This is a genomic window from Arthrobacter sp. AFG20, from assembly GCF_002892795.1.
GTDB lineage: Bacteria > Actinomycetota > Actinomycetes > Actinomycetales > Micrococcaceae > Arthrobacter.
In genome coordinates, this window is record NZ_PJMC01000014.1 from 71,094 (window position 1) to 94,114 (window position 23,021).

Below are 23,021 nucleotides of genomic sequence, written 5' to 3' on the forward strand. Positions count from 1 at the left end.
GGCGGACGTGCTGCAGCCGGGACTACCTGCCTTTCGGGTTGGCCACGCGCAGGATGCGGTGCAGGCTCAGCAGGATTGATCCTGCGGCGCTCGGAGTGCCAGCTTCAGTGTCCTCGGACGCGGTGCGGTCCTCGAGCGAGGCGACTGCCGAGCGGGCCGTCTGGTAGAGCTCGGCCTGCCGGTCGGCGTCGTCCTCCTCCGCCGAACGAAGCACCTCACCCACGGCGGAAAGCGCCTCCGCGAGCGGCTCGCTGTAGGGCAGGGGGATCGTGAAGGGCATGTCCTCGCTCCAAATGACGTCCGCAAGCACCTCTGTCATGTCCTGGATGTGGAAGGTGATGTGCTCAAGGTCGCGTACGCTCTGGTAGTCCTTGTCCACGTCGCGCGGATGGAGGCGGCGCCGCGGGTTTGCCGCCCTGCTCGCGTCAGCCTTCTGCACCGCCGCCCGCACCGAGCGGGCCGACTGCGCCAGATCCTCGGACCTGCGCGACCAGTCCTCGTGTTCGGGCGGCCATTTTTCGTGCATCGCCGCGCCCATGTCTGACAGCTGGCGGGCCAGCGACAACCGGAGCTCCGCGAGGCTGAGGGCGGCGGCGTTGAAGTGCAGCGGCGGAAACACGAGCAGGTTGACGGCAACGCCGACCACCACACCCACCCCCATCTGCAGCAGGTAGCCGAAGGAGAAATCGTCCGGGTTCTGCCTGCCGACGAGCAGCACCAGCAGGGCCGCCGTCGGAATCCAGTCCCGGCCGGCGCCCAGGCGCGGCAGCCCCGCAAGCAGGACGCCGAGTGCCATGACCGCTGCCACGCTGACAGGCGTGGCTCCAAAACTGAAGAGGAGGAACGCCAGGCCGATGCCGGCTCCCAGCCCCACCAGGGTCTGGAAGCCCTGGCGTATCGAACCAGACACGTTCTCGTACATGGCCACCAGTGCGCCGAGCGGGGCATAGTACGCATAGTGGGCGGCGCCCCCGGGCATGAGGGGCGCCGCCCAAAACGCGATGCCGGCCGCCAGCCCCGCCTTGGCGGCAAGTTGAAGGCGCGGCGCGGCGAGGGCCCTTGCAACGCGGGTGGCCGCCGACCGCCAGATCCTCCGCGGCAGCGAATCACGGGCAGCTGCCTGGTGCTGTTTCGAGGTGCTCATAGGGCCCGGCCCTGCGGCGCTAACCGGCTCCGTGGCCGGCGGCCACTTCCTCGCCGGCCTTCACCGGCCCCGGCGGAGTCCCATCGCCGAAGGGGCTTCCTCCGAGGGACTCCCTGCCATGGGCGGTCAGCCACCCGGTCAGGTCCGGACCCGCGGGGACAATCTGCGTGGGATTGATGTCCTCGTGCACTATGTAGTAGTGCTGTTTGATCTGCACGAAGTCGATGGTGTCCCCGAAGCCAGGCGTCTGGAACAGGTCCCGGGCATAAGCCCACAGCGCCGGCATTTCGCTGAGCTTGTTCCGGTTGCACTTGAAGTGGCCGTGGTAGACGGCATCGAAGCGCGCCAGCGTGGTGAAGAGCCGGACGTCCGCCTCGGTGATGGAGTCGCCCACCAGGTATCTCTGGCCGGTGAGCCGTTCCTCGAGCCAGTCCATCGCGTTCCACAGCCGGGTGTAGGCAGTATCGTAGGCCTCCTGCGACCCGGCGAAGCCGCACCTGTAGACACCGTTGTTGACCTCGGTGAAGACGCGCTTGCTGACGCTGTCGATTTCCCCGCGCAGATGCTCCGGGTAAAGCTGCGGCGCACCCGTGCGGTGGAACGCGGTCCATTCCGTGGAGAAGTCCAGCGTGATCTGCGGGTAGTTGTTGGTCACCACCGCGCCGCTGGCAATGTCCACCACAGCGGGAACCGTGATGCCGCGGGGGTAGTCCGGGAAACGGCGGAAGTAGGCTTCCTGCAGCCGCTCGATGCCCAGCACGGGGTCCTTGCCGTCAGCGTCCAGGTCAAAGCTCCAGGACCGGGCATCGTGGGTGGGGCCGGGCTGGCCGAGGCTGATGACGTCCTCGAGCCCCAGGAGCCTCCGGACGATGACGGTGCGGTTGGCCCACGGGCATGCCCGCGCGGCAATCAGCCGGTAGCGGCCCGGCTCCACGGGCCAGCCTGGTTCACCGTTCGGGCCAGGCGTACCGTCCCGGGTGATGCGGTCCTCGATGTAGTTAGTGTCCCGGGTGAACTCGCCGCCGGTGACGTACGCGCCCTTGGTGCTGTGTTGATCGGCACTGTGTTGATCCGCGCCGCGTTGTGCTGTGCCGTGTTGTTCCGCGCCGTGTTGTTCTGTGCCGTGTTGTTCTGTGCTGCGGGGCTCCGCAGCGTGCAGTTCCCGGCTGCGCGGTTCGCCTGCGTGGCGTCCCTTGCCGTGTGCTTCGACTGTGCTGGTCTTCTCACTCATGGATCCAGACTATGTTGCCGCCCCAAAAACCCGCGACATCGGCTGCCAGGCAAGTAGCCAGCAGGCCGCCACCACCAGGGAGAACAGGGCAATCCAGACGCCGGAGGGCACTGCCGTGGCGCGGTAGAGGATATAGGCGTCGGAGGACCGCAGCTGGTCGCGGCGGCGGAGGTGCACATTGGTCAGCTTGAGAAGGTCCCGGACGGCAGCAACGAGAAGGGCCACGCCCAGGATGATGGCCACGTGGCCGGTGAACGCGGCCGGCACATTGATGATCATGGCCGCCACCGCCACCACCGCCCCAAGGAGGATGAGCACGCCCGCGGCGTTGCGGATGAAGATCAGCGACGCCAGCAGGATCAGCAGTCCTGAAGACATGGCGGCCGGGCCCCAGCCGCTGAAGCCCGCCCATACCAAGGCGGCGCCGGTCACTCCGGGAACGGGATAGCCCCAGAACCCTGACCACACAGCGGCGGCGCGTCCCCGCGTATAGGACGTGGTGGTGCCGCCGTGATTCAGCTGCAGCCGGATGCCGCCCAGCCGCTGGCCGCTGGTCAGGGCAGCAAAGGCGTGCCCCAGTTCATGAGTCACCGTGGCGAGCAGTCCGAAATATCGCCATGTGGCATTGGGAACGGACAACGCCGCCGCGATGAGCACGACCGCGAGGAGCTCAGTGACGGAGACCGCGGGAACAGCGGCCTGGGTGAATCCGGCAGCCACCCGGTCCCACCATTGTTCGGGCAGGGACGGGCCGGGGACTTGCACATAAACCATAGGAATCAAGGCTACAGGGGCATTGGCTTTCGGGCCCCTCTCACAGCCCGGGCAGGGTAGGCGGATCCTCCATCAGCGATGAGGCGTCGTCAGGGACCACCAGATGCAGCATGCTTTCCACCGGGTCTTCGCCCATCGCGATAAGGAGCTCATTGATAGACATCTGCCCGGCAAGTTCACCGGGATGTTCCTCTTCCATACATAGAACATATGTGCGAAGGCCGTCGGCAGGAGCGAAAGACACGCGGCAACACCTGGTCCGGACGCTGCCGGTCCGATGCAGTGCGGGGTTCTAGCAGTGCAGCCCGGCCGGGGTCCACGATTGAGGTACACACGAATCCCGAGAGAAGGACATCATGGCCACGCTGAAGGAACGCCTGCACGGGGACGTCGTTGCACACCTGAAGGAGCACAACAAGGTGGCCCTGGGCACTGTGCGCAGCGTCCTGGGCGAGATCGAGACCCGGGAGAAGTCGGGCAAGACGCCGGTGGAGCTCGACGACACGCAGGTGACGGCACTGCTGCAGAAGGAGGCGGCGAAACGGCGCGACACCGCCCGCATTTACACCGAGGCGGGAGAAATGGAGCGGGCCGCCGCGGAAGTCGCCGAAGCAGAGGTTATTGAGACATACCTTCCGAAGGCCCTCACCGCCGCCGAGGTGGAGGGCATCGTGGACGAGGTCATCGAGGGTTTGCGGGCGGACGGCACGGAGCTGTCCGTGCGGCACATGGGCGCCGTGATGAAGCCGGTCACGGCCCGGGTGGCAGGCCGTTTCGACGGCAAGTCCGTGAGCGATATCGTCCGCCAGCGGCTGACCTGAGCAGGCTGGGGCGGGGCAACCTTCAAGCCGTCGACGCTGCCTGCCAATCGACACTGAACGGCGATCGACACTTCCCGGCAATGGGAGGACGATGAAAGTACATCAACTGTTAGGAGGTCGGTGATGTGCTATTCATCGTGTGAGGGATGGCGGAATTACAGGAAGGAAGCGGCCAAGGAGGCCGAGGGACGCCCGGAAGCAAGGCCGGCCGAGACCCCCGAACCCCAGGTGCAGGCAGAGGAAAGCAGGATGTGGGCCTACCTCGCCCGGCTGGAGGAAACCGCTGACCGTGAGCCTGACCGCGTCCGCGAGAACGCATAGGCACAGCAAAAGAAAGGCCCCGCCGGTGCGGGACCTTTCTTTCTGCCTTCTGCTAAAGGAGGCCTGCCGCCGCGATGATCGGGCCGCGGCCAGGGGGATGCCTGCCTCTGACAGCTTGCGAACGAGGTGCGCCAGGCCGTCGTCGAGTGCGCGGTCTCCGTGGACCCGGCGCCTTTCTGCGGCGCGAAGACGGCAGGAGCGCCCTGCCTATCAGCGGCCGCGGGACGTGATCCGAAAGCCCGCCACGGCGCCCGAGGGCTGCCCGGACTCGAGCCGCAGCAGTTGCGCCTGGATTGGACCGCGCTTCAGGTCGGCCACGTGCTCCGAAACCTCCCCGCAGTCGAACGCAGTCTCCACGATCTCAGAGCCCGCCTGGTTCGCCTGGCTGACCGTCAGTTGCGCGTCCGGGGCGCCAATGCACGCGAAGCTGATCGTGTAGTGGCCGGCCGCCGGTACCTGTCCGGTCTTGGAAGAGCCGAGGGACTGGCCGCCGACAAGTACGGAGTCGGCCAGGACGAGGCCGGTGGCCGGTGCGCTGCCAAGGAGCTGGTCCAGTTTGACCCGGTTGCTGGCGATGCGGGCAGCCAGCGCGGGATCCTCTGCCGGCCGCGCCGGGCGCCGCGTGGCGGGTGACACGGCATCCGCCGGCGTATCTCGTTCGGTTGCGTATTCGCAGCCGGCTATGCTGCCGGACACGAGCAGGCCTGCCAAAAGTATGCGTGCCTGCCGTGTTCGCCCAAGACCTGACATGCCCCGAGCCTACGTGAACCGTACCGAGGGCAAGCGTTCAGGGCTGTCAACGCGCCGGTGAAACTGCTGGCATACTCTGATCATGGCCGTCACCTTCGAATGCACCTCGCGGACAACCCTCGGGATGACCGAGCTGTTCAACCTCTCCCGGAGCATCGACGCCCACAAGGACTCGATGGCCCGTTCCCGGGAGGAAGCCGTTGGAGGCGTCACGTCGGGGCTTATCGCCTTGGGGCAGGAGGTGACCTGGCGTGCCTGGCACTTCGGGCTGCCGATACGGATGACGAGCCGGATTGCGGAGATGCAGGCACCTCACTACTTCGTCGATGAACAGGTCCGGGGGCCGTTCCTTCGCTTTCGCCACGTCCACGAATTCAGTGAAGTCCCGGGCGGAACCGTCATGGTGGACCGGATCGACTTCGCGGCGCTGTTTGGGCTCCTGGGACGCGCGGCGGAGAAACTCTTCCTTGCACGCTACCTCCGTAGGCTCATCGAGGCGCGCAACCTGCACCTGACCGCCGGGAGCACGGGCTGAATGATGCTCCGGCGGTCAAGCACAGGGACTCTGGCTACTGAACTCTGCCCACTGAACTGCGCTGCCTACTGAACTGCGGTGCCTACTGAACTGCGAGTTTCTGCAGGGCGAGCTCCTGTTCTGCCGCCTTCCGGGATTTCCTCGACTGGGCGAACCGCAGATAGAGCGACGGCACAATAAACAGGTTCAGCAGCGTGGAGGTCAGGAGTCCGCCGAGGATGACCACGGCCATCGGGTATTCGATCTCATGCCCGGGCACGTCCCCCATGACGACCAGGGGCACCAGGGCGAGCCCGGTGGCAAGGGTGGTCATAAGGATCGGGGAGAGCCGTTCACCGGCGCCCCTCAGCACGAGCGAGCCGTTGAACGGAACCCCCTCGATCCTTTCCAGATGCAGGCAGTGGCTGATGAGCAGGATGCCGTTCCGGGCGGCGATTCCCATGACTGTCAGGAACCCCACGAGCGAGCCCAGCGACAGTACCCCGCCGGTGAAATACGCAGCCAGGACTCCTCCGACGAGTGCAATAGGCAAGGTCAGGAGGGCGAGGATCGCCAACCGCCAGCTGCGGAACGACGCCTGCAGGAGCACGAGGATCAGAATCAGCGCCGCGACAGCGAGAATCGTCAGGCGCTCCGTGGCCGCCTGCCGCTCCGTATATTCGCCCAGGAGCTGGACGCTGTAGCCTACGGGCAGGTTGAGGGACTTCAGGCGTTCCTGCAGCTGTGTGACAACGTGGCCGAGGTCCGCCCCGGGGTCGATGAAGGACCCAACCTCGACCCTGCGGGACCCGTTGGTGCGGTCGATGAGGTTCGGGGTGGCCTGCACGTTGACGTCGGCAACGTCGGCGAGGCGCACGCGCTGTCCGCCCGGCGTATCTATGGGCAGGTCCTCGATGCTGGTGACGTTTGCCCGCGTCTCCGGTGTGCTCCACACCTGGACGTCGTAGGCCCGTCCGTCCCGGAAGACGTCGCCCACCTCTTCCCCGGCCACGAGGGTCGCAGCAGCGCGTCGCACGTCCCCGGGCTTAAGGCCAAACTTTTCCGCCGCCGCCAGGTTCACTTTGACGGTAATCTGCGGTACGTCGACTTCCAGGGAGATATGGGGATCGTCGGTCCCTTCTATCTCACTGAGGATTCCCTTGATCCTCTGGGCCTGCTCACGCAGCACGGCAAGATCGTCACCGTAAACCCGGACGAGGATGGGTTCGCTGGCCCCCGTCAGGACCTCTTCGATCCTCTCCTTCAGGTAGGTCTGCACGTCGCGGTGCAGGCCCGGGTATCCGTCCACGACCTCCTGGACGGCTGCGACCGTCTGCTCGTAATTGGCGTGGCGGTCGATGCTGATCCAGTGTTCACCGGCATTGACGCCAACTATCTCGTCAGCCTGGAAGGCCTGGCCGATATGCGTTCCGCAGTTGAGGACCCCGGGCACCTTGAGGAACGCGGCGCAGCCCCGCTGGGCAATCCGGTATTCCTCCGCCGCCGACGTGCCGGGTTCCGACACCCAGTGCATCAGGAAGTCGCGTTCCTTGAACGTGGGAAACAAGGACTGCCCAAGCAGCGGGGCGATCGCCAGACCGACCAGCGCGAGAGCCCCGAACCCGGCGTAGCCATATCGCGGCCGGTTCATGATGCGGGACAGTAGCGCGTGGTAGCCGCGTTTGAGCACGCGGACCAGCGGCGGATCGAGTTGCTCCAGTTTTGCCCTGGCCAACAGGATCAGGGCAAGTGCCGGCGTCACGGTGAGCGCCACCAGCATCGAGGCGAGGACGGCCAGAGTGTAGGAGACGGCAAGAGGCCTGAAGAATACCCCCGTGAGCCCGTCCAGGAAAAATATCGGCAGGGCGGCCACCACAATGATCAGGGTGGCGTAGACGATAGGACTCCGCATTTCCAGGGAGGCCTTCAGCACCACAGAGGCCGTCGATTCGCCGCCGCCGCGGCTGCGGTGCTGCCGCAATCGGCGCATGATGTTTTCGACGTCGATGATCGCGTCGTCGACGACGACCCCCACCGCAATGACCAGCCCGGCCAGGATCATCGTGTTGACCGAACCGCCGGTGAGGTACAGCACCATGACGGCGGTGAGCAGGGAGAGCGGAATGGCGATCAGGCTGATGAGCGCTGTCCGCCACTGGAACAGGAAGGCGCTCAGGATCATGACCACCAGCAGGCAGCCCAGGAGGAGGGCGAGGCTGAGGTTGGAAACTGCCTCCTCGATGAAGCTCGCCGGACGGAAGATGGTGGTGTCAAAGGTGACACCGCTCATACCCGGCTGAAGTTCGTGGAGGGCTTCCTCAACGCCTTTGGTCACCTCGAGCGTGTTGCCCCACGGGAGCTTCTCAACAATAAGCATCAGTCCATGACCGTTGTTGATAACTGCATCACCGATCAGCGGCTGATGGTCCTCCACCACCCTGGCAACGTCACCCAGGTGCAGTGCGGTGCCGTGGTCTTCGCGGATGGTCACCCGGGCCAGATCCTCGGGGCTCGTGATCGGCTGGACGTGGCGGATGCTCATCTGCTGGTTCGGGCTGCCGACGAAGCCGCCGGTGCCGATGAATTTTCCGGGTGAGTACTGGAGCAGGCCGGCGTCCACAGCCCCGGCCGTTACTTCCATGACCTGGTTGAGCGAGACATTCTTGGCTTTGAGCCGCTCAGGCTGGACCTGCACCTGCAGCATCTGGAGCCGCTCGCCCCAGATGGCCACGTTGGCCACGCCCGGGACCCGCAGCAGCCGGGCCCGGATGGTCCAGTACGACAGCATGGACATCTCGATCAGGGACCGGTTGGACGACGTCATCCCGATTTTCATGACGCGGCTGGTCGAGGAAAGCGGCTGCAGCATCACGGGGGGAGCGGCCCACGTGGGCAGGGCCGACGTCACGGAAGCCATCCGCTCGGAAACCTGCTGCCGGGCGTTGAGCAGGTCGGTCCCCTGTTTGAAGATCAGGACGATCGAGGACAGCTGGGGCACCGATTTTGACCTCAGCTCATCCAGGCCCGGCATTCCGGAGAGGGACGCCTCGATCGGCACTGAGACGAGTTCCTCGACCTCCTGGGCCGTGAGCCCCAGGCAGGCCGTCTGGACCTCGACCCGCGGGGGCGCGAACTCCGGGAAAACATCCAGCGATGCCTTACTGAGCTGGACGGATCCCAGCAGCATCACCACGCAGGCAAGGGCAACGACTATCGTCCTGAACCTGAGGCTTATTCCTACGATCCACCGCATGTCAGCTCGCCACGTCCAGTTCAGCGCCGAAGAGCTCTTCGGCCCCCAGAGTGACCACAGTCGTGCCCGGGGCCGGACCGTCGCTTAGCGTGGCCAGCTCGCCGTCGATCCGATCCACTGTGACGGATTGGCGGACATAGACGCGGGGGCCGGCAATTGTGTAGACCCAGGTTTTTCCTTCACTGTCGTAGAGGATTGCCAGATAGGGGGCAGTGAGTTTCCCGCTCTTGGCATCCAGCTTCGTCGTCGACGTCTGGAGGCCGATGTTCCCGGCGGCGCGTTCGTTCAGCGTGATGCGCTTAAGGTCGGTCCCGGGTACCTCCTCAAGGCTCGCGGCAACGTCGCCGGCTGCCGGAGCCTCAGACGGTGGCTGGCTGCATGCCGGCAATGCCTGGGTCAGGAGACCCAGGACGGTAAGAACCATCAGGCCGCGCACCCGCGGCGTAGTCGTTGTCATGATGTATTCCGGCTTTCACAAGCCCGTGCGGGCGTCGGCAACTGCGGGTTGTGTCGTTGCTGTTCGTGTCCCTGCCTGGCTGCCTTCGAAGCGGAGCAGGATTGCGGGGAGCACGAACAGGACGAAAAGGGTGGTGGTCAGCAGGCCGCCCCAGATGATGATGGCGATTGGCTGGATGACCTCAGTTCCTGTCACACCGCCCAGGAGAACGAGCGGAAGCAGGGCGGCGGCGGTGGTCACCACGGACGCGAGGGTCGGCTTGAGCCTGTTGCGTGCGGCACGGATAACGAGGGCGGGCCCCGTGGCTTCGCCATGCCTGGCGCGGAGGTTCCTGACCTCGCCGGCGAGCAGCAGGCAGCTGCGGACTGCTATGCCCAGGATGGCAGAGAACGCGACAAACGCCGCCAGGTAGTTGGCCCCGCCGTCTGCCAGGGCGGCAATGACACCGCCCGAGAGGGATGCGATCAGTCCGAGGAATACGGCGGCTGCAAGCCGCCACCCGCCCAGCGCTGTCTGCAGCAGAACCAGGATGCCGAAGGCAGCTACGGCTGCCAGCAGCCACAGCCACTGGAAGGCCGACTGCTGCTGCGCGAACCGGGTGAGGATCTCCGCGTGGTAGGCCACCGGGAACTGGATCTGCTGCAGGCCTCTTTCGATGTCCTGCTGCACATCAGCCAGCCCGCGCCCCTGGATGTCCGCCTTTACATCCACGCGCCGGGAAGTGTCGTCATGCACGATGACCGCATCGTTTGGAACGATACTGACCTCGGCGACGTCGCCAAGACGCACATGCCCGCCTTTGGGAGTGTCGATCAGCAGCTCGCTGACGCTGGTGAGGCTGTTCCGGGTTGCAGGCGTTCCCTTGACCACCACGGAGAAGACCTTCTGCTGCTCGTAGACGTTACCCACTTCGATGCCCTGCAGCAGCGCGGCCGCCGCACGCCGGACATCGCCGGGTATGACCCCTGCCTTCTGTGCTTTCGCCAGGTCCACCTTGACCTGGACGGTCGGCTGTTCGATGGCGGCATCAACGCGGGGATTTACCACACCGGCCGTGTGCGCGAGAACCTGCCGCACTTCCTCGGCCTTTGCCCGGAGGGTGGCCATGTCTACGCCGTAGACCCTGACCCCGAATCCGGAATCGGCAGCTTCCCGGATCTGGTCGATTTTCTGTTGCGGGTAGGTGGAGACCGTTGCGCTCAGCCCTGGGTACCCGGCCACGACCCTTTGTACGTCCTCAAGGGTGCTGGAGTACGAGGCATCCTTTGCCACTCCCACCCACAGCTCCCCGGAACTGATGTCTCCCACGTGGTCGGACGTAATGGCGCGCCCAACCTCGGTGGCCACATTGGAGACGCCCTGCACCGCCCGCACTTCGCGGGCCGCGGTGTCGGTGATCCGGACCATCTCCTGGTCGGAGGTGCCAGGCGCGGCCCTCCACTGGACCACCAGCGTGTTGTCTGCCAGCACCGGCACCACAGGGTGGTTGGGGACCAGCTGCGGCGCCAACGCCAGGGCGGCGAGCGCCATGACTGCCGCGGCGGCAAGGACCAACGCGGGCTTGCCGGGCCGGCGGGACAGTGCCCGCCCATACCGGATACGGAGGCGCTGCATGGCCTGGCGCTCGCGGCCCGGGGCCGCTGATGCCGGCGGCAGGAAGAACGTCAGGGCCGCTGTCACTGTGAGGGCCACGACCATGGCGACCGCCAGGGCGAGCAGATATGCAATTACCAGGGGCCCGAACATGGCGCCGTTTTGGCCAGGGACAAAGAGCATGGGGAGCACGCTCAGCGCCATGATCAGCAGGGCGTAGAACAGCGAGGTGCGGACTGGCCGTAACGCACCCGCAAGCAGGGCGATCCTCGAATCCCCGAGGCCGGTTGCCTTGGATGCCCGGTAGGCCCTGGCGGCGGAGTTCAGGTCTTCCGCTACATCCCCGATGATGACGGTCAGAGCGAGGATCATGCCGGCGAAGACCAGGGTGTTGAGCCCGGCCCCGCGCAGGGTTAGCAGCAGGGCCGCAGCAATGAGCGAGAGCGGTACGGTGATCAGGGTGATCAGTGCGCTGCGCCAGGACCGGAAGATCACTCCGAATGCCGCCGCGACCAGCAGTAGCGTGACAAGCAGCGCGACACCAAGGGTGCCCATTTCCTGCTCGACGTACGACTCCTGCCGGTACACGGTGGTGTCGGCGGTTACGCCGGGTAGCCCGGCCTGGAGCTCGCGCATAGTCTCGTCGAGCCCTTTTGTGACGTCCGCGGTGTTTGTCTCCGGGAACTTCTCAATTACCAGCAACAGCTCAGCGTCCTGGCCGGGCTGCGCATCACCAATCAACGGCTGATGATCAGTCTGGACCTGTGCGACGTCCCCCAGGAGCAATTTGTCAGTGCTGCCCTGGATGCTGACTTTTCCGAGGTCCTCGGGAGTGGTGATGGGAAGGACATGCTGGACGCCCAGCCGCTGATGTCCCGTCTCCAGAAAGCCGCCCGTGCCCGGCGTTGAGGCCTCAAGGTAGCTCAACGGGGACACCCACACGGAGTTACCCGTGGTCCTGATGACCTGGTCCAGTGTCACGCCCTTGGCTTCCAGCTGCTTGGGGTCCACGAGTACCTGCAACTGCTGGTCGCGCTGGCCCCAGATGGAAATGTTCGCTACTCCGGGAACGGCCAAAAGCGCGGGCTTCATGGTCCACCGCGCCAGCACGGACATGTCGATGGGGGACATGTCCTTGGACGTGAGCCTGACCATCATTACCCGGCTGGTGGAAGACAGTGGTTGCATGAGCACGGGTGCTGCCGACACGTTGGGCAGCGCCCTGGCCTGGGTCAGGCGCTCAGCGACGAGCTGGCGTGCCCGGAACATGTCCGTACCCGGCTGGAAGACCAACTGGATCGAGGACAGGCCGGGAAGTGACTTGGAACGGATCGCCTCCACCCATGCCACTCCGTTGAGGAGGTCGGCCTCCATGGGTGACGTGATGAGCTGTTCGACTTCACCGGCAGAGAGCCCCAGGGCCTCGGTCTGTATTTCGACCTGCGGCGGTGCGAACTCGGGGAAGGCGTCAACCGGCATGGTGGGCAGGGCGGTGAAGCCGTACCCGAGGACGCCGGCGGCCACGACCAGGACAAGGATCCGGAACTGCAGAACCCAGCCGAGAATGGCGCCCATCATGGCCTTTTCACCGCCAATGTCATCCCCGCTGATTTCACGGGCAATGAAAGGCTGGGAGTGCCGCCATACCGACGGCGATGTCGGTGTTTGGTGGACAGTCCAGCGGTTCTTTGCGTTTCAGGACGCCTTGTGTGCGGGTTCACGGTCAGATCTACGCTGAGGTGACCGGGGAAAAAAGTCTCAACTGCAAAATAGATGTTCACGGCGCGGCTCCATTGCTACTGCCTTCGCGCCCCCCAAACGTCTAGCAGAATCGTGGCCCCTACGAGGCGCAACGTCAATGCCTCGAGCAACTATTTTTTCAGCAGGTGACTCCTACGAGTCAGCAGCGACCCGAACCAGCTCTTCCTCGAGGTTATAGAAATCGGTCCCCAGGCCCCTGGCCGGCTACACCGGTGACGGCCCTCCGGGTTCGACGAAACGCTGGGTCCGCTCGATCTCCACAACCTTCGGGTCCGTTTCATCAGCGCCGTAGTCAGACCGACGCGTCTTGTCCTCTCCCTGGGGCACCTTGAGTGCGCGCAGCACTAAGGTAAGTACGACGGCGACAACCAGGTTGAGCACGAACGCCGACACGGCGATGTAGACCGTGAAGTCGGTCCCAGGGACGGGAGCCGTGGAGCCGCCGAAGTGTGCGTGCGTGACGGGATTGAGGACATTGTAGGCCGAGACCGTGCCGAAGGCTATGCCCACGGCCCATCCGGCCAGCAGCGCCCACCGGTCAAACCACCGCGTGTAGAGGCCTGCGACAACAGCGGGGAACGTCTGCAGAATCCAGATGCCGCCCAGCAGCTGCATGTTGATGGCCGCGGACTGGTCCATGGCAATAACGAAAATGAGCGCGCCGACCTTTACCACAAGGGAGACGATCTTGGACACCTTTGCCTCTGTCTTGGGGTCGACATCAGGCCGGATGAAGTCCCGGTAGATATTGCGCGTAAACATGTTCGCCGCGGCGATGGACATGATCGCGGCCGGTACCAGCGCCCCGATGGCGATGGCTGCCAGGGCCACCCCGGCGAACCAGGCGGGGAAGTGGTCCAGGAAGAGCTGCGGGACCACGAGCTGGGGGTTGACCGACCCGTTGAGGTCGATCGGCCTGGTGCCGGCCTTGATGGCCACGAAACCCAGCAGTGCGAGGAAGCCCAGCATGAGGGAGTACAGAGGCAGAATCGCGGCGTTGCGCCGGATCGTGTTGCGCTCCTTGGACGCGAGCACGCCGGTGATGGAGTGCGGGTACATGAACAGCGCCATGGCCGACCCGAGCGCCAGCGTCCAGTAGGCCGAGTAGCTCGCGGCCGATGGGATGAACACCCCGGTGGGCTTCCCCGTCGCCTCATTCACGGTGTCCAGCTTCGTCTTCGCTGCTCCGAAGATCGCGTCCCACCCGCCGAACTTGATCGGCAGGTAGATGACCGCGACGATCACCGCGAGATAGATAAGCAGGTCCTTGACGACAGCTATCATCGCCGGTGCCCGCAACCCCGAGGTATAGGTGTATGCCGCCAGCACGACGAACGCGAGAATGAGCGGCAGGTCTGTCAGGAGCACGTTCTCGGAGCTGCCCAGGCCGAGCACGGTGAGGACAGCCTTGATGCCCACGAGCTGCAGGGCGATGTAAGGCATGGTTGCCACGATGCCGGTGACGGCGACGGCAAGGGACAGCCAACGGCTCCCGTAACGGCCGCCCACCAAGTCTGCCGACGTAACGTAGCCGTGCCGGTGGGACACCGACCAGAGCCGGCTCATGATGATGAAGATAATCGGGTAGAGGACGATCGTGTACGGCACCGCGAAGAAGCCGCTGACGGCGCCGGTGGCCCACATCGCCGCAGGGACCGCAACGAACGTGTAGGCGGTGTAGAGGTCGCCGCCCAGCAGGAACCACGTGATCCACGTCCCGAAGCCGCGTCCGCCGAGCCCCCACTCATCCAGGCTGTGCAGCCCCTCACTCTCCGCTGTCCGGCGCCACCGGGCCGCCATAAAGCCCATGACGGCGACTGCGACGAAGAGCAGCACCACAATGATGAGGGCGACCCAGTTGATCTCGCGGCCGTTCATGGCCGCTCATCTCCGTTCGTGGCGTCGCCGTCGAGGCCGCCATCGCCCGCGCGGGCCGCCGCCCGCCGTCGCCGGTCTTCCGTGGTCACCAGCCAGTAGGCCACGCCGCTCAAGCCTGCGGAAATGGGAACCCAGAGCAGCTGGTACCAGTAGAAGAAAGGCATGCCGCCCAGGGTTGGGGCGTTGAACGAGTAGGTCTGCGGCATGAGCGGGAGAATGATCGCCACCGAAAGTAGTACGCCGGCGATGACGTACCGCCCGCGGCGCGCCGGGCCGCGGGTAGCTGTGTTGCGGGTCGGCTGTCCGGCGCCCGGGGGAGCCCCTGGGATGGGGCGCCGTGCCGGGTCAGGACGATCTTGATGGGACACCCCACGACCTCCTTGTCAGCCCGTCTCCCGGGCTCCGGGACCTCCGGAGAGCGGTGAGGCGGAGGTTACAACTGTTGCCCTCCAGTTCCTTTGTACGCCCGCCGGTGGCAGTCGGGAAGAGCCCGTGGTGGCCCTCGGCTCCAACGCTGGCTCCATAACTGCGTATATTTGCTTGGGGCTAATCACGAGACTGGGGGACAGATGCCGCTTCGTTTATTGACGCGTGCAAAACAACGCGCACTGGCGTCGGCAACGACGTTTTCGGCAATTGGGCTGCTTGTGGCAGTGGCAGTCATCCACCCGGGATTCCGGACGACGCAGATCGACCTGAATGACGGCGGCGTGTGGGTAACCAATTCCGACATGAACCTCGTGGGGCACCTGAACTTCCAGTCGAAAACTTTGGATGGCGGCCTCATGGCAGCCAGCGCCGACTTCGACGTCCTACAGCACAGCAGCAGCGTGCTCGTGTCCGACCGCGGCAACGCCTCCCTGGGCCGGGTCAAGGTCTCCGACGTCACCCTTGAACCGCCCCAGCAGCTTCCGGGATCGGCGGTCCCGGCTTTCGGGGAAAAAGCGGTGGCGCTGGCTGATCCGGGCTCGGGCCGTCTCTGGGTGACACAGAGCAGCATGCTCGGCTCTGTCGACTTCGATTCCCAGGAACCTGTCCTGAGCGATGCCAAAGGCATCGTCGCGACGGTAGGAGCCGACGACGTCGTTTACGCCGCGGACCCCGCGCGCGGGGAGGTGACTTCCCTTCGTGTGAATGCGACCGGCGGAGTGGATTCCCGCAACACCGTCCAGCACCAGTCGATCCGCAATAAAGAACACGTCCAGGTCGCCGCCGTCGGGGACCAGCCCGTTATATTCGACGCCGATGCCGGAACCCTCCACCTTCCGTCCGGCCGGCTGGCTCAGCTGCCGGACGCGGCGGAGGCCAAGCTGCAGCAAAGCGGCCCTGCATCGGACTTCGTCGCCGTCTCCACAAAGAAGGCCCTGATCAAGCAGCCCCTGGACGGTTCGGCGGCGACGGTTGTGGAGCTCGGAACATCGGGAACACCTGCCACCCCGGTCCATGTCAACGGCTGTGTCTACGCAGCGTGGTCCGGGGCAGGCAAATATCTGCGGGATTGCACTAACACTGCTGATAGCCGGAGGGCTGACATCCCTGGCGCAACCGCCCGCTCCAACCTGGTCTTTCGCGTCAACCGGGACATCGTGGTTCTAAACGACGTCACGTCCGGGAACGTCTGGCTGGTCACCGAGAACATGCGGCTCGTAGCCAACTGGGACGAGATCATTCCGCCGCCGAACAAAACCGAGGACCAGGACGACCCCGCCGCGGAAGACAACCTGGTGGACACTCTCCCGGACCGCACCAAGGAGAACCGGCCGCCCTCCGCCGCTGATGACCAGTTCGGAGTGCGGCCCGGCCGGACTACGCTTCTGCCAGTCCTGGACAACGACTCGGACCCGGACGGAGACGTCCTCACCGTCCAGCTCCAGGGCGACAACCCCGACGTCGGCAGCGTGCAGGCCGTCTACAACGGAACCGGCCTGCAAGTGAAGGTGCCGGCCAATGCGACCGGAACGTCGCAGTTCCGGTACCTGGCCAGTGACGGCCGCGGCGGCACCGCCGGAGCCACGGTCACCTTAACCGTACGGGACTCAGCCACCAACGGGCCGCCGAAACAGAAACGCGTACCCACGATCATCTTGGAGCAGGGCAAAAGCATCTCCCAGAACGTCCTCACCGACTGGACCGATCCCGATGGCGATGACCTGCTGCTTCTGGGAGCACGCCCTTCCAGTGAAGGCGACCAGGTGCGTACCCGGGCGGACGGCCTTTTGACCTTCAAGGACGTGGGATCAACCCTGGGCAAAAATGACGTCGTGATAACTGTCTCCGACGGCCGGGACCAGGTCGAGGGCACAGTGGTGGTGGACGTCCGCGCCAAAGGCGACCTTCCGCCGAAGGCCAACGCGGACCACGTTTCGGGTACCGCCGGGCAGGACATTCTGGTTTCTCCGCTGAAGAATGACAGCGACCCCACTGGCGAAGGACTGCGGCTGACACGCGTGGCAGGCGCCAAGGAGCAGGCAATCACCCCCGACTACCAGGCGGGGACCTTCACATTCCGCGCATCCAACGCCGGAACGTATTACGTGACCTATCTGGTGACCAATGGACCGGACAGCTCTGAGGGACTTGTGCGGATCGATGTCAGTGCTGCCGGGGCGGGGCGGGGTGAACCGGTCGCCGTCGCTGATACAGCTCTGCTGCCGGTCGGCGGCGAAGTGCTGCTGGACGCGCTCGCCAACGACTCGGACCCGGCCGGTGGCGTCCTTGTGATCCAGTCCGTCGGGCTTCCCCGGAATACGGCAGTAGCCGTCGCCGTCGTCAATCACCAGATCCTGCGCATTACCGACGTCCGTGGCCTGACTGCGCCCACCAGCCTGACGTACACAGTGTCCAACGGCGTGGCCAGCGCAACCGGGCAGGTCACCATCCTGCCCATTCCGGCGCCCGCCAAACTGCTCCCGCCTGTCGCGGCCCCGGATGAAATCACAGTGCGGGCCAACGACGTGGCCACCATCGCCGTGCTTGCCAATGACGCCCACCCGAATGGCGCCAAGCTGAAGCTCAAGCCGGTGCTCGTCCAGGGAATCACCCCCGCCCAAGGCCTCCTCGCAGTGTCGGGGGACGTGCTTCGCTTCAAGGCAGGCAGAGCCGGAGGAACGGTGCACGCGATCTACGCTGTCGCCGGCCCGGACGGGCAGGAAGACTCGGCGCAGGTGACCATTCACATTCGCGGCGAGGGAACGAACTCCAGGCCGCTTCCCCACAATGTCACCGGTCGGGTCGTAGCCGGCAACACGACGAGGATCGCCATTCCCCTGGACGGCATTGATCCCGACGGAGACTCTGTCACCTTGGTGGGGCTGGAGCAGGCACCGCGCAAGGGAACAGCGGCGGTGGGTGCCCACTATGTCGAATACACGGCGCCAACGAACGCCGCCGGACAGGACACCTTCACCTACGTGGTCGAGGACCGGTTCGGGGCACGGTCCACCGCCAGTGTGGCCGTGGGCATCGCACCCGCGCCGGGATCCAACCAGCGCCCCAGGGCCGTTGAGGACAGCATCACCGTTCTCCCGGGGCGGCATGTGGCAGTGGACGTGCTGGCCAATGATTCCGACCCCGACGGCGATAACGTCACCCTCGTAGCCAACCGGCTGGAAGCGGCCCCGGAACTGAAGGCCGAGGTCATCGACGGACGGGTGCAACTCACCGCCCCGACGCCTTCCGAAGCCTCCGCCACCGCGATTGTCCGGTACGAGATCAGCGATGGCCGCGGCGGCACCGCCGTCGGAACCCTCAAAATCCAGGTGCGCAAGGACGCCGCCACATTGGCGCCCGTCGCTCGGGACGACCGTGTGGCGTTCGCAGAGACCCTGGGCAAGGCCGTCGTCGAAGTCCCCGTCCTGAAGAACGACGAAGACCCGGACGGTGTGGCCGCGGAACTGAAGATAACCTTCCCGGAAGCCGCACCCACTGCCAGCATCTCGGCGCCCGGCAAGGTTTCGGTGCGGCTGGAGAGCCAGCCGCAGATCATCGCGTACACCGTCACCGACGTCGACAAGCTCAGCTCAACGGCGTTCATCGTGGTACCCGGCCTGCAAGGGCAGGCGCCCGCTCTGCGGAGCACCGCACCGTTGGAAGTGGTCAGCGGCCAGCAGCTGACGATGAACCTGCGGGACCTGGTGGTGGTCCGTGCCGGCAAGAGCCCCCGCATCACCCAGGACACCAAGGTCCAGGCGGTCGCTTCCAATGGAGCTCCGCTCGTGAAGGACGCGACCACCATCGTGTTCACTTCCGCCGACGACTACAAAGGCCCGGCAGCAGTTTCCCTCGAGGTCACCGACGGCGTGAGCGTTGATGACCCTGACGGGCGTACGGCGGTCCTGACCGTCGGCATCAGGGTCCTGCCCGACCCGGGGCGCAACCATCCGCCAGCTTTCCCCTCCAGCACCGTGGACGCTGCAGTGGGCGAGGAATCCACCCTGGACCTGCGCCAGGTGGCTACGGACGTCGACAAAGCGGACAAGGACAAGCTCACCTTTGCGCTGCAAGGGACACCGCCCGCCGGGATCAAAGCCTCCCTGGACGGCAGCCTCTTTAAAGCCACCGTGGGCACCGCAACAAAGGGCAGCACGCTGACCGTGCGGGTCACCGTCTCGGACGGGCGCAGCGCACCGGTTGCAGGTGCCGTGGACGTCCGCGTGGTCGCGTCGAAGCGTCCGCTTGCCGCAGCGAACGACGACGTCATCGCCAGCGCCCGGGCCGGGCAATCACAGCCGGTACCGGTGCTGGACAACGACATCAACCCGTTCCCGGAATCACCGCTGAAAATCCTGAGCGCCGCCGTCGAGACCGGAAGGGGCACGGCCGCAGTGGAGGGCGGCGTCGTCGTCGTGACGCCCGCCGAGGAGTTCGTGGGCACAATGGTGGTCCGCTACCGGATCCAGGACAAGACCCAGGACGCGGAACGCGAAGTTGACGGGCGCGTCCGGCTCACCGTCAAGGACAAGCCGGATGCCCCGTCCACGCCTACTGTCGGAGAGGTGCGTGACCGTACCGTCGTCCTCAACTGGTCGCCGCCCGCCAACAACGGAGCAGCGATCACCGGTTACAAGGTCAGCGGCAGCGGAGGGTTCTCGCAGCAGTGCCCTGCCACCACGTGCACGCTCACGGGTCTGACCAACAACGTGGAGTACACCTTCACTGTGGTAGCCACTAACGAACTGGGGGACTCAGCGCCGTCTCCCGGTTCCGCACCTGCCCGTCCCGATGCGAAGCCGGATACCCCGGCAGCGCCGGCCCTGGTCTTTGGCGACAGATCCCTCACCGTGAACTGGGTACCTCCAAAGAGCAACGGTTCACCGGTGGAGAGCTACAACCTGGAGATCTCACCCGCACCTCCGGCAGGAAACATCCGGGCAAGCAAGGTCACGGGAACGTCCCACCGGTGGACGGGCCTCCAGAACGGGACGCCGTACCAGGTCAGAATCCAGGCTTCCAACAAGGCGCCGGATCCATCGGAGTGGAGCGCCTATTCAGCCAGCGCCATCCCGGCCGGCGTACCGGGTGCCCCCGGCAAGCCCAGCACCACCCGCACCACCTCCGGCGGGACGGAATCGATCATGGTGGTGTCGTGGACGCCCGCAGCGGACAACGGCGCCTCCATCGACACCTACACTGTCAACGCAATGCAGGGTGGGTCCACGGTAGCGAGCAGCACCGTGTCCGGCAGTCAGCTGAGCGTGCCTGTGACCGTCGGCAACTCCGCCACCGATTACACCTTCACGGTTGTGGCCAAAAATAAGGCAGGTACGTCAGCCGCCAGTGCGCCGTCGGACCCCCGCCGCGCTTTCGGCGCGCCTGGTGCCGTCCCCGGCGTCCGGGCCGATCCATTGGACAACGCGGTGCAGCTTTCCTTTGGTGCGGCCGCGGGCAACGGTGCGACACCGAGCTACCAGTACCAGGTCAACGGAAGCAGCTTCATGGCAGTGCCGCCTGACAAGGTCATCCGGTCCGGTGTGCCCAACAACGGCAACTACACCATCGGGGTGCGCGCCGTTAACAGCGCGGACGGTGCCACCTACGAAGGGCCGGTCACCAACTCCAACCCGGTGGCGCCGTACGGCAAACCGCATGCGGCGAGTATCAACCCCGTTACTGTGACCACGACCGTGAGGTTCGACGTCGGTGCCGTAGTCAACAACGGACGCCGGGTCGTGGCACTGGAGTACCAGTCATCGGACGGGAAGTCAGGCACGTTGGGTGCCGGGGGAGGATCCGTCACCACCGGTAACGGGTACGACCAATCCATCTCCATCACCGTTACAGTCGTGGATGACCTCGGCCAGCGCACAGCGGTCTCGGCGACCGGAAGGACAGCCCCGGCGAAGTACCTCGTGGTGGACAACGGCACGGCGAGTCCCGGTACCTGCGAATGGCCCACCAACGGCACCTCTTCTCCGGACACAGCGGCCAATTGTGCCGCCGGTGGCGGAACCTTCGTGGCGCAGGGCACGCGGGTGCAGGTCCAGTGCGTAACCACCGGTGCCGCATACACCATCTACGACGGAGCCACGGGCCGCCCCACCGGGTCCACGAGCAATGTTTGGTACAAGGTGATCAACAACCTCTGGATCCGTCCGACCGACGGGCCCGTGGATTCGGGGGTTCCGGCCTGCTGACGCCGCCTTCGGACCCCAGACTGTCAAGCTGAACGCCCCGGCCGCTCCCGCGGCCGGGGCGTTCGCCGTTTCAGGGCAGCATCGTAACCACGGAGCGGTGCAGGTCAATGTGACGTGGGCATACCTGATCTCGTCGATTGCGGAGAGGACAGCTGTCTCGGAGATTCCTGCATGGATGTGGTGGCGCAGGGCCAGAGACCAAGACTGCCGGATGTCGCATTTCGACACACGCCTGGATGGACATGCATCCCGTAGTTTCGGAGAACGAAAAAGCCCCGGGAATCCAATGGATTCCCGGGGCTTCCCTTTGTGCGCGGAGGGGGACTTGAACCCCCACCCCCTTTCGAGGACTAGCACCTCAAGCTAGCGCGTCTGCCATTCCGCCACCCGCGCAGGTGGTATTTCGGAGGACTCTCTCCGCCTTTCAGCGGTTCGCATCTCTCCGAAGCAGCGAGAAAAACTCTAACACGAACTTTCCGGAAAGATGGAATCGAGCGGACTGGGTAGGCTGAACCTGGGTGTTCGGGTAGCCAAAATCCGCCCCAGCCCGCATGAATCCGCGTTTTTCCCGCTACAAGGAGTGATCAATGACACAGATCCGGCCAGAGGATGAAGTCGTCACCATCTGCCAGGAGCTCATCCGCATCGATTCATCCAACTACGGGGATGGTTCGGGTCCCGGCGAACGTGCCGCGGCCGAATACACCGCAGGCCTCATCAGCGAGGTGGGGCTGGACGCGGAAATCTTCGAGTCCGAGCCGGGCCGGGCCAGCGTGGTCACCCGCATGGCGGGGGAGGACCCCTCCGCAAGCGCCCTCGTGGTCCACGGCCACCTGGACGTGGTGCCCGCCCTCCGTGAGCAGTGGTCAGTGGACCCGTTTGGCGCCGAACTCAAGGACGGGCTGATCTGGGGCCGCGGCGCGGTGGACATGAAGGACATGGACGCCATGATCCTGTCCGTCCTGCGGGACTTTGCCCGCACCGGCCGCAAGCCGAAGCGGGACATCATCTTCGCGTTCTTCGCAGACGAGGAAGCCGGCGGCGCTCACGGTTCCCAGTTCGCGGTAAAGCACCGGCCCGAACTGTTCGAGGGGGCCACCGAGGCCATCTCCGAGGTGGGCGGGTTCTCCGCCACCATCGGCGGCCAGCGCACGTACCTCCTCCAGACCGCGGAGAAGGGCATCTCGTGGCTGCGCCTCGTGGCCCACGGCCGCGCCGGCCACGGGTCCCAGATCAGCACGGACAACGCCATTACACGGCTCGCCGCCGCCGTGACCCGCATCGGCGAGTACGAGTGGCCCATCGAGCTGACGGCCACCACACGCCAGTTCCTCGACGGCGTGACCGAACTGACCGGCGTCGAGTTTGATCCCGACAACCCCGAGCGGCTGCTGAAGGAACTGGGCACTGTGGCACGCTTCGTGGGCGCGACGCTGCAGAACACCTCCAACCCGACGCTCCTGAGGGGCGGCTACAAGCACAACGTCATTCCCGAATCGGCCGAAGCTCTGGTGGACTGCCGGACCCTGCCGGGCCAGCAGGAGCACGTCCTGGAGATCGTCCGTGAACTGGCGGGCAGCGGCGTCGACGTCAGCTACGTCCACCAGGATGTCTCCCTGGAAGTGCCGTTCTCCGGCAACCTCGTTGACTCGATGATCGACGCCCTGCACTCCGAGGACCCCGGCGCGAAGGTCCTGCCCTACACGCTGTCCGGCGGAACCGACAACAAGGCGCTCAGCAAACTCGGCATCACAGGCTATGGCTTCGCGCCCCTGCAGCTGCCGGACGACCTCGACTTCACCGGCATGTTCCACGGCGTTGACGAGCGCGTCCCGGCCGATTCGTTGAAGTTCGGGGCACGCGTCCTGAACACGCTGCTCACCAACTACTGA

The 23,021-nt window shown here is 65.4% G+C and carries 15 protein-coding genes and 1 tRNA gene; 5 read left to right on the plus strand and 11 right to left on the minus strand.

What is annotated here, in order from left to right; genetic code table 11:
• Window positions 1-22: 22 nt before the first annotated feature.
• The 4 genes from CXZ05_RS16355 to CXZ05_RS23150 are packed head-to-tail and all read right to left on the minus strand — an operon-like array spanning window position 23 to window position 3,348.
• Window positions 23-1,144: an aromatic acid exporter family protein gene (locus CXZ05_RS16355; protein WP_258006620.1), complete on the minus strand. Its 1,122-nt coding sequence runs from the start codon at window positions 1,142-1,144 to the stop codon at window positions 23-25.
• Between the two features lie 19 nt (window positions 1,145-1,163).
• Window positions 1,164-2,375: a glutathione S-transferase family protein gene (locus CXZ05_RS16360; protein ID WP_102973601.1), complete on the minus strand. Its 1,212-nt coding sequence runs from the start codon at window positions 2,373-2,375 to the stop codon at window positions 1,164-1,166.
• Between the two features lie 9 nt (window positions 2,376-2,384).
• The gene (locus CXZ05_RS16365; protein ID WP_102973602.1) at window positions 2,385-3,149 is read right to left on the minus strand and encodes a M50 family metallopeptidase; all 765 of its coding nucleotides are present in this window, start codon (window positions 3,147-3,149) and stop codon (window positions 2,385-2,387) included.
• Between the two features lie 40 nt (window positions 3,150-3,189).
• Window positions 3,190-3,348, minus strand: a complete 159-nt coding sequence (locus CXZ05_RS23150) for a hypothetical protein (protein ID WP_180987422.1) — start codon at window positions 3,346-3,348, stop codon at window positions 3,190-3,192.
• Between the two features lie 157 nt (window positions 3,349-3,505).
• On the opposite strand from CXZ05_RS23150, the gene CXZ05_RS16370 reads away from it, so the two are divergent.
• Window positions 3,506-3,970, plus strand: coding sequence for a GatB/YqeY domain-containing protein (locus CXZ05_RS16370; RefSeq protein WP_102973603.1), 465 nt, complete (start codon window positions 3,506-3,508; stop codon window positions 3,968-3,970).
• Window positions 3,971-4,093: 123 nt separating this feature from the next.
• The gene (locus CXZ05_RS16375; RefSeq protein WP_102973604.1) at window positions 4,094-4,291 is read left to right on the plus strand and encodes a hypothetical protein; all 198 of its coding nucleotides are present in this window, start codon (window positions 4,094-4,096) and stop codon (window positions 4,289-4,291) included.
• Window positions 4,292-4,501: 210 nt separating this feature from the next.
• Here the strand turns inward: CXZ05_RS16375 and CXZ05_RS16380 are convergent, their stop codons facing one another.
• Complete coding sequence (locus tag CXZ05_RS16380) at window positions 4,502-5,041, minus strand: hypothetical protein (protein ID WP_146033104.1); 540 nt, start codon at window positions 5,039-5,041, stop codon at window positions 4,502-4,504.
• An 82-nt stretch (window positions 5,042-5,123) separates the two neighbouring features.
• Between CXZ05_RS16380 and CXZ05_RS16385 the strand changes: the two genes are divergently transcribed.
• A complete protein-coding gene (locus CXZ05_RS16385; RefSeq protein WP_102973606.1) occupies window positions 5,124-5,576 on the plus strand; it encodes an SRPBCC family protein in 453 nt (150 codons plus the stop codon).
• Between the two features lie 82 nt (window positions 5,577-5,658).
• Here the strand turns inward: CXZ05_RS16385 and CXZ05_RS16390 are convergent, their stop codons facing one another.
• The 5 genes from CXZ05_RS16390 to CXZ05_RS16410 all read right to left on the minus strand — a co-directional run bounded on the left by CXZ05_RS16390 (window position 5,659) and on the right by CXZ05_RS16410 (window position 14,865).
• Window positions 5,659-8,808, minus strand: a complete 3,150-nt coding sequence (locus CXZ05_RS16390; RefSeq protein ID WP_102973607.1) for an efflux RND transporter permease subunit — start codon at window positions 8,806-8,808, stop codon at window positions 5,659-5,661.
• Between the two features lies 1 nt (window position 8,809).
• Window positions 8,810-9,265 carry a hypothetical protein gene (locus CXZ05_RS16395; protein ID WP_102973608.1) on the minus strand — a complete coding sequence of 152 codons (456 nt, stop codon included), beginning with the start codon at window positions 9,263-9,265 and terminating at the stop codon, window positions 8,810-8,812.
• 15 nt (window positions 9,266-9,280) lie between these two features.
• Window positions 9,281-12,436, minus strand: a complete 3,156-nt coding sequence (locus CXZ05_RS16400; protein ID WP_258006621.1) for an efflux RND transporter permease subunit — start codon at window positions 12,434-12,436, stop codon at window positions 9,281-9,283.
• Window positions 12,437-12,823: 387 nt separating this feature from the next.
• Complete coding sequence (gene mctP / locus CXZ05_RS16405) at window positions 12,824-14,497, minus strand: monocarboxylate uptake permease MctP (protein ID WP_102973609.1); 1,674 nt, start codon at window positions 14,495-14,497, stop codon at window positions 12,824-12,826.
• The gene (locus CXZ05_RS16410; RefSeq protein WP_258006622.1) at window positions 14,494-14,865 is read right to left on the minus strand and encodes a DUF3311 domain-containing protein; all 372 of its coding nucleotides are present in this window, start codon (window positions 14,863-14,865) and stop codon (window positions 14,494-14,496) included. Before CXZ05_RS16410 ends, mctP begins: the two co-directional genes overlap by 4 nt.
• Window positions 14,866-15,150: 285 nt before the next feature.
• On the opposite strand from CXZ05_RS16410, the gene CXZ05_RS16415 reads away from it, so the two are divergent.
• Window positions 15,151-21,129: an Ig-like domain-containing protein gene (locus CXZ05_RS16415; protein ID WP_180987423.1), complete on the plus strand. Its 5,979-nt coding sequence runs from the start codon at window positions 15,151-15,153 to the stop codon at window positions 21,127-21,129.
• A 310-nt stretch (window positions 21,130-21,439) separates the two neighbouring features.
• On the opposite strand, the gene CXZ05_RS16420 is transcribed toward CXZ05_RS16415, so the two are convergent.
• Window positions 21,440-21,522: transfer RNA gene (locus CXZ05_RS16420), tRNA-Leu, on the minus strand.
• 194 nt (window positions 21,523-21,716) lie between these two features.
• Here CXZ05_RS16420 and CXZ05_RS16425 point away from each other — a divergent pair.
• On the plus strand, window positions 21,717-23,021 hold the full coding sequence (locus CXZ05_RS16425; RefSeq protein ID WP_102973611.1) for a M20/M25/M40 family metallo-hydrolase: 1,305 nt from the start codon (window positions 21,717-21,719) through the stop codon (window positions 23,019-23,021).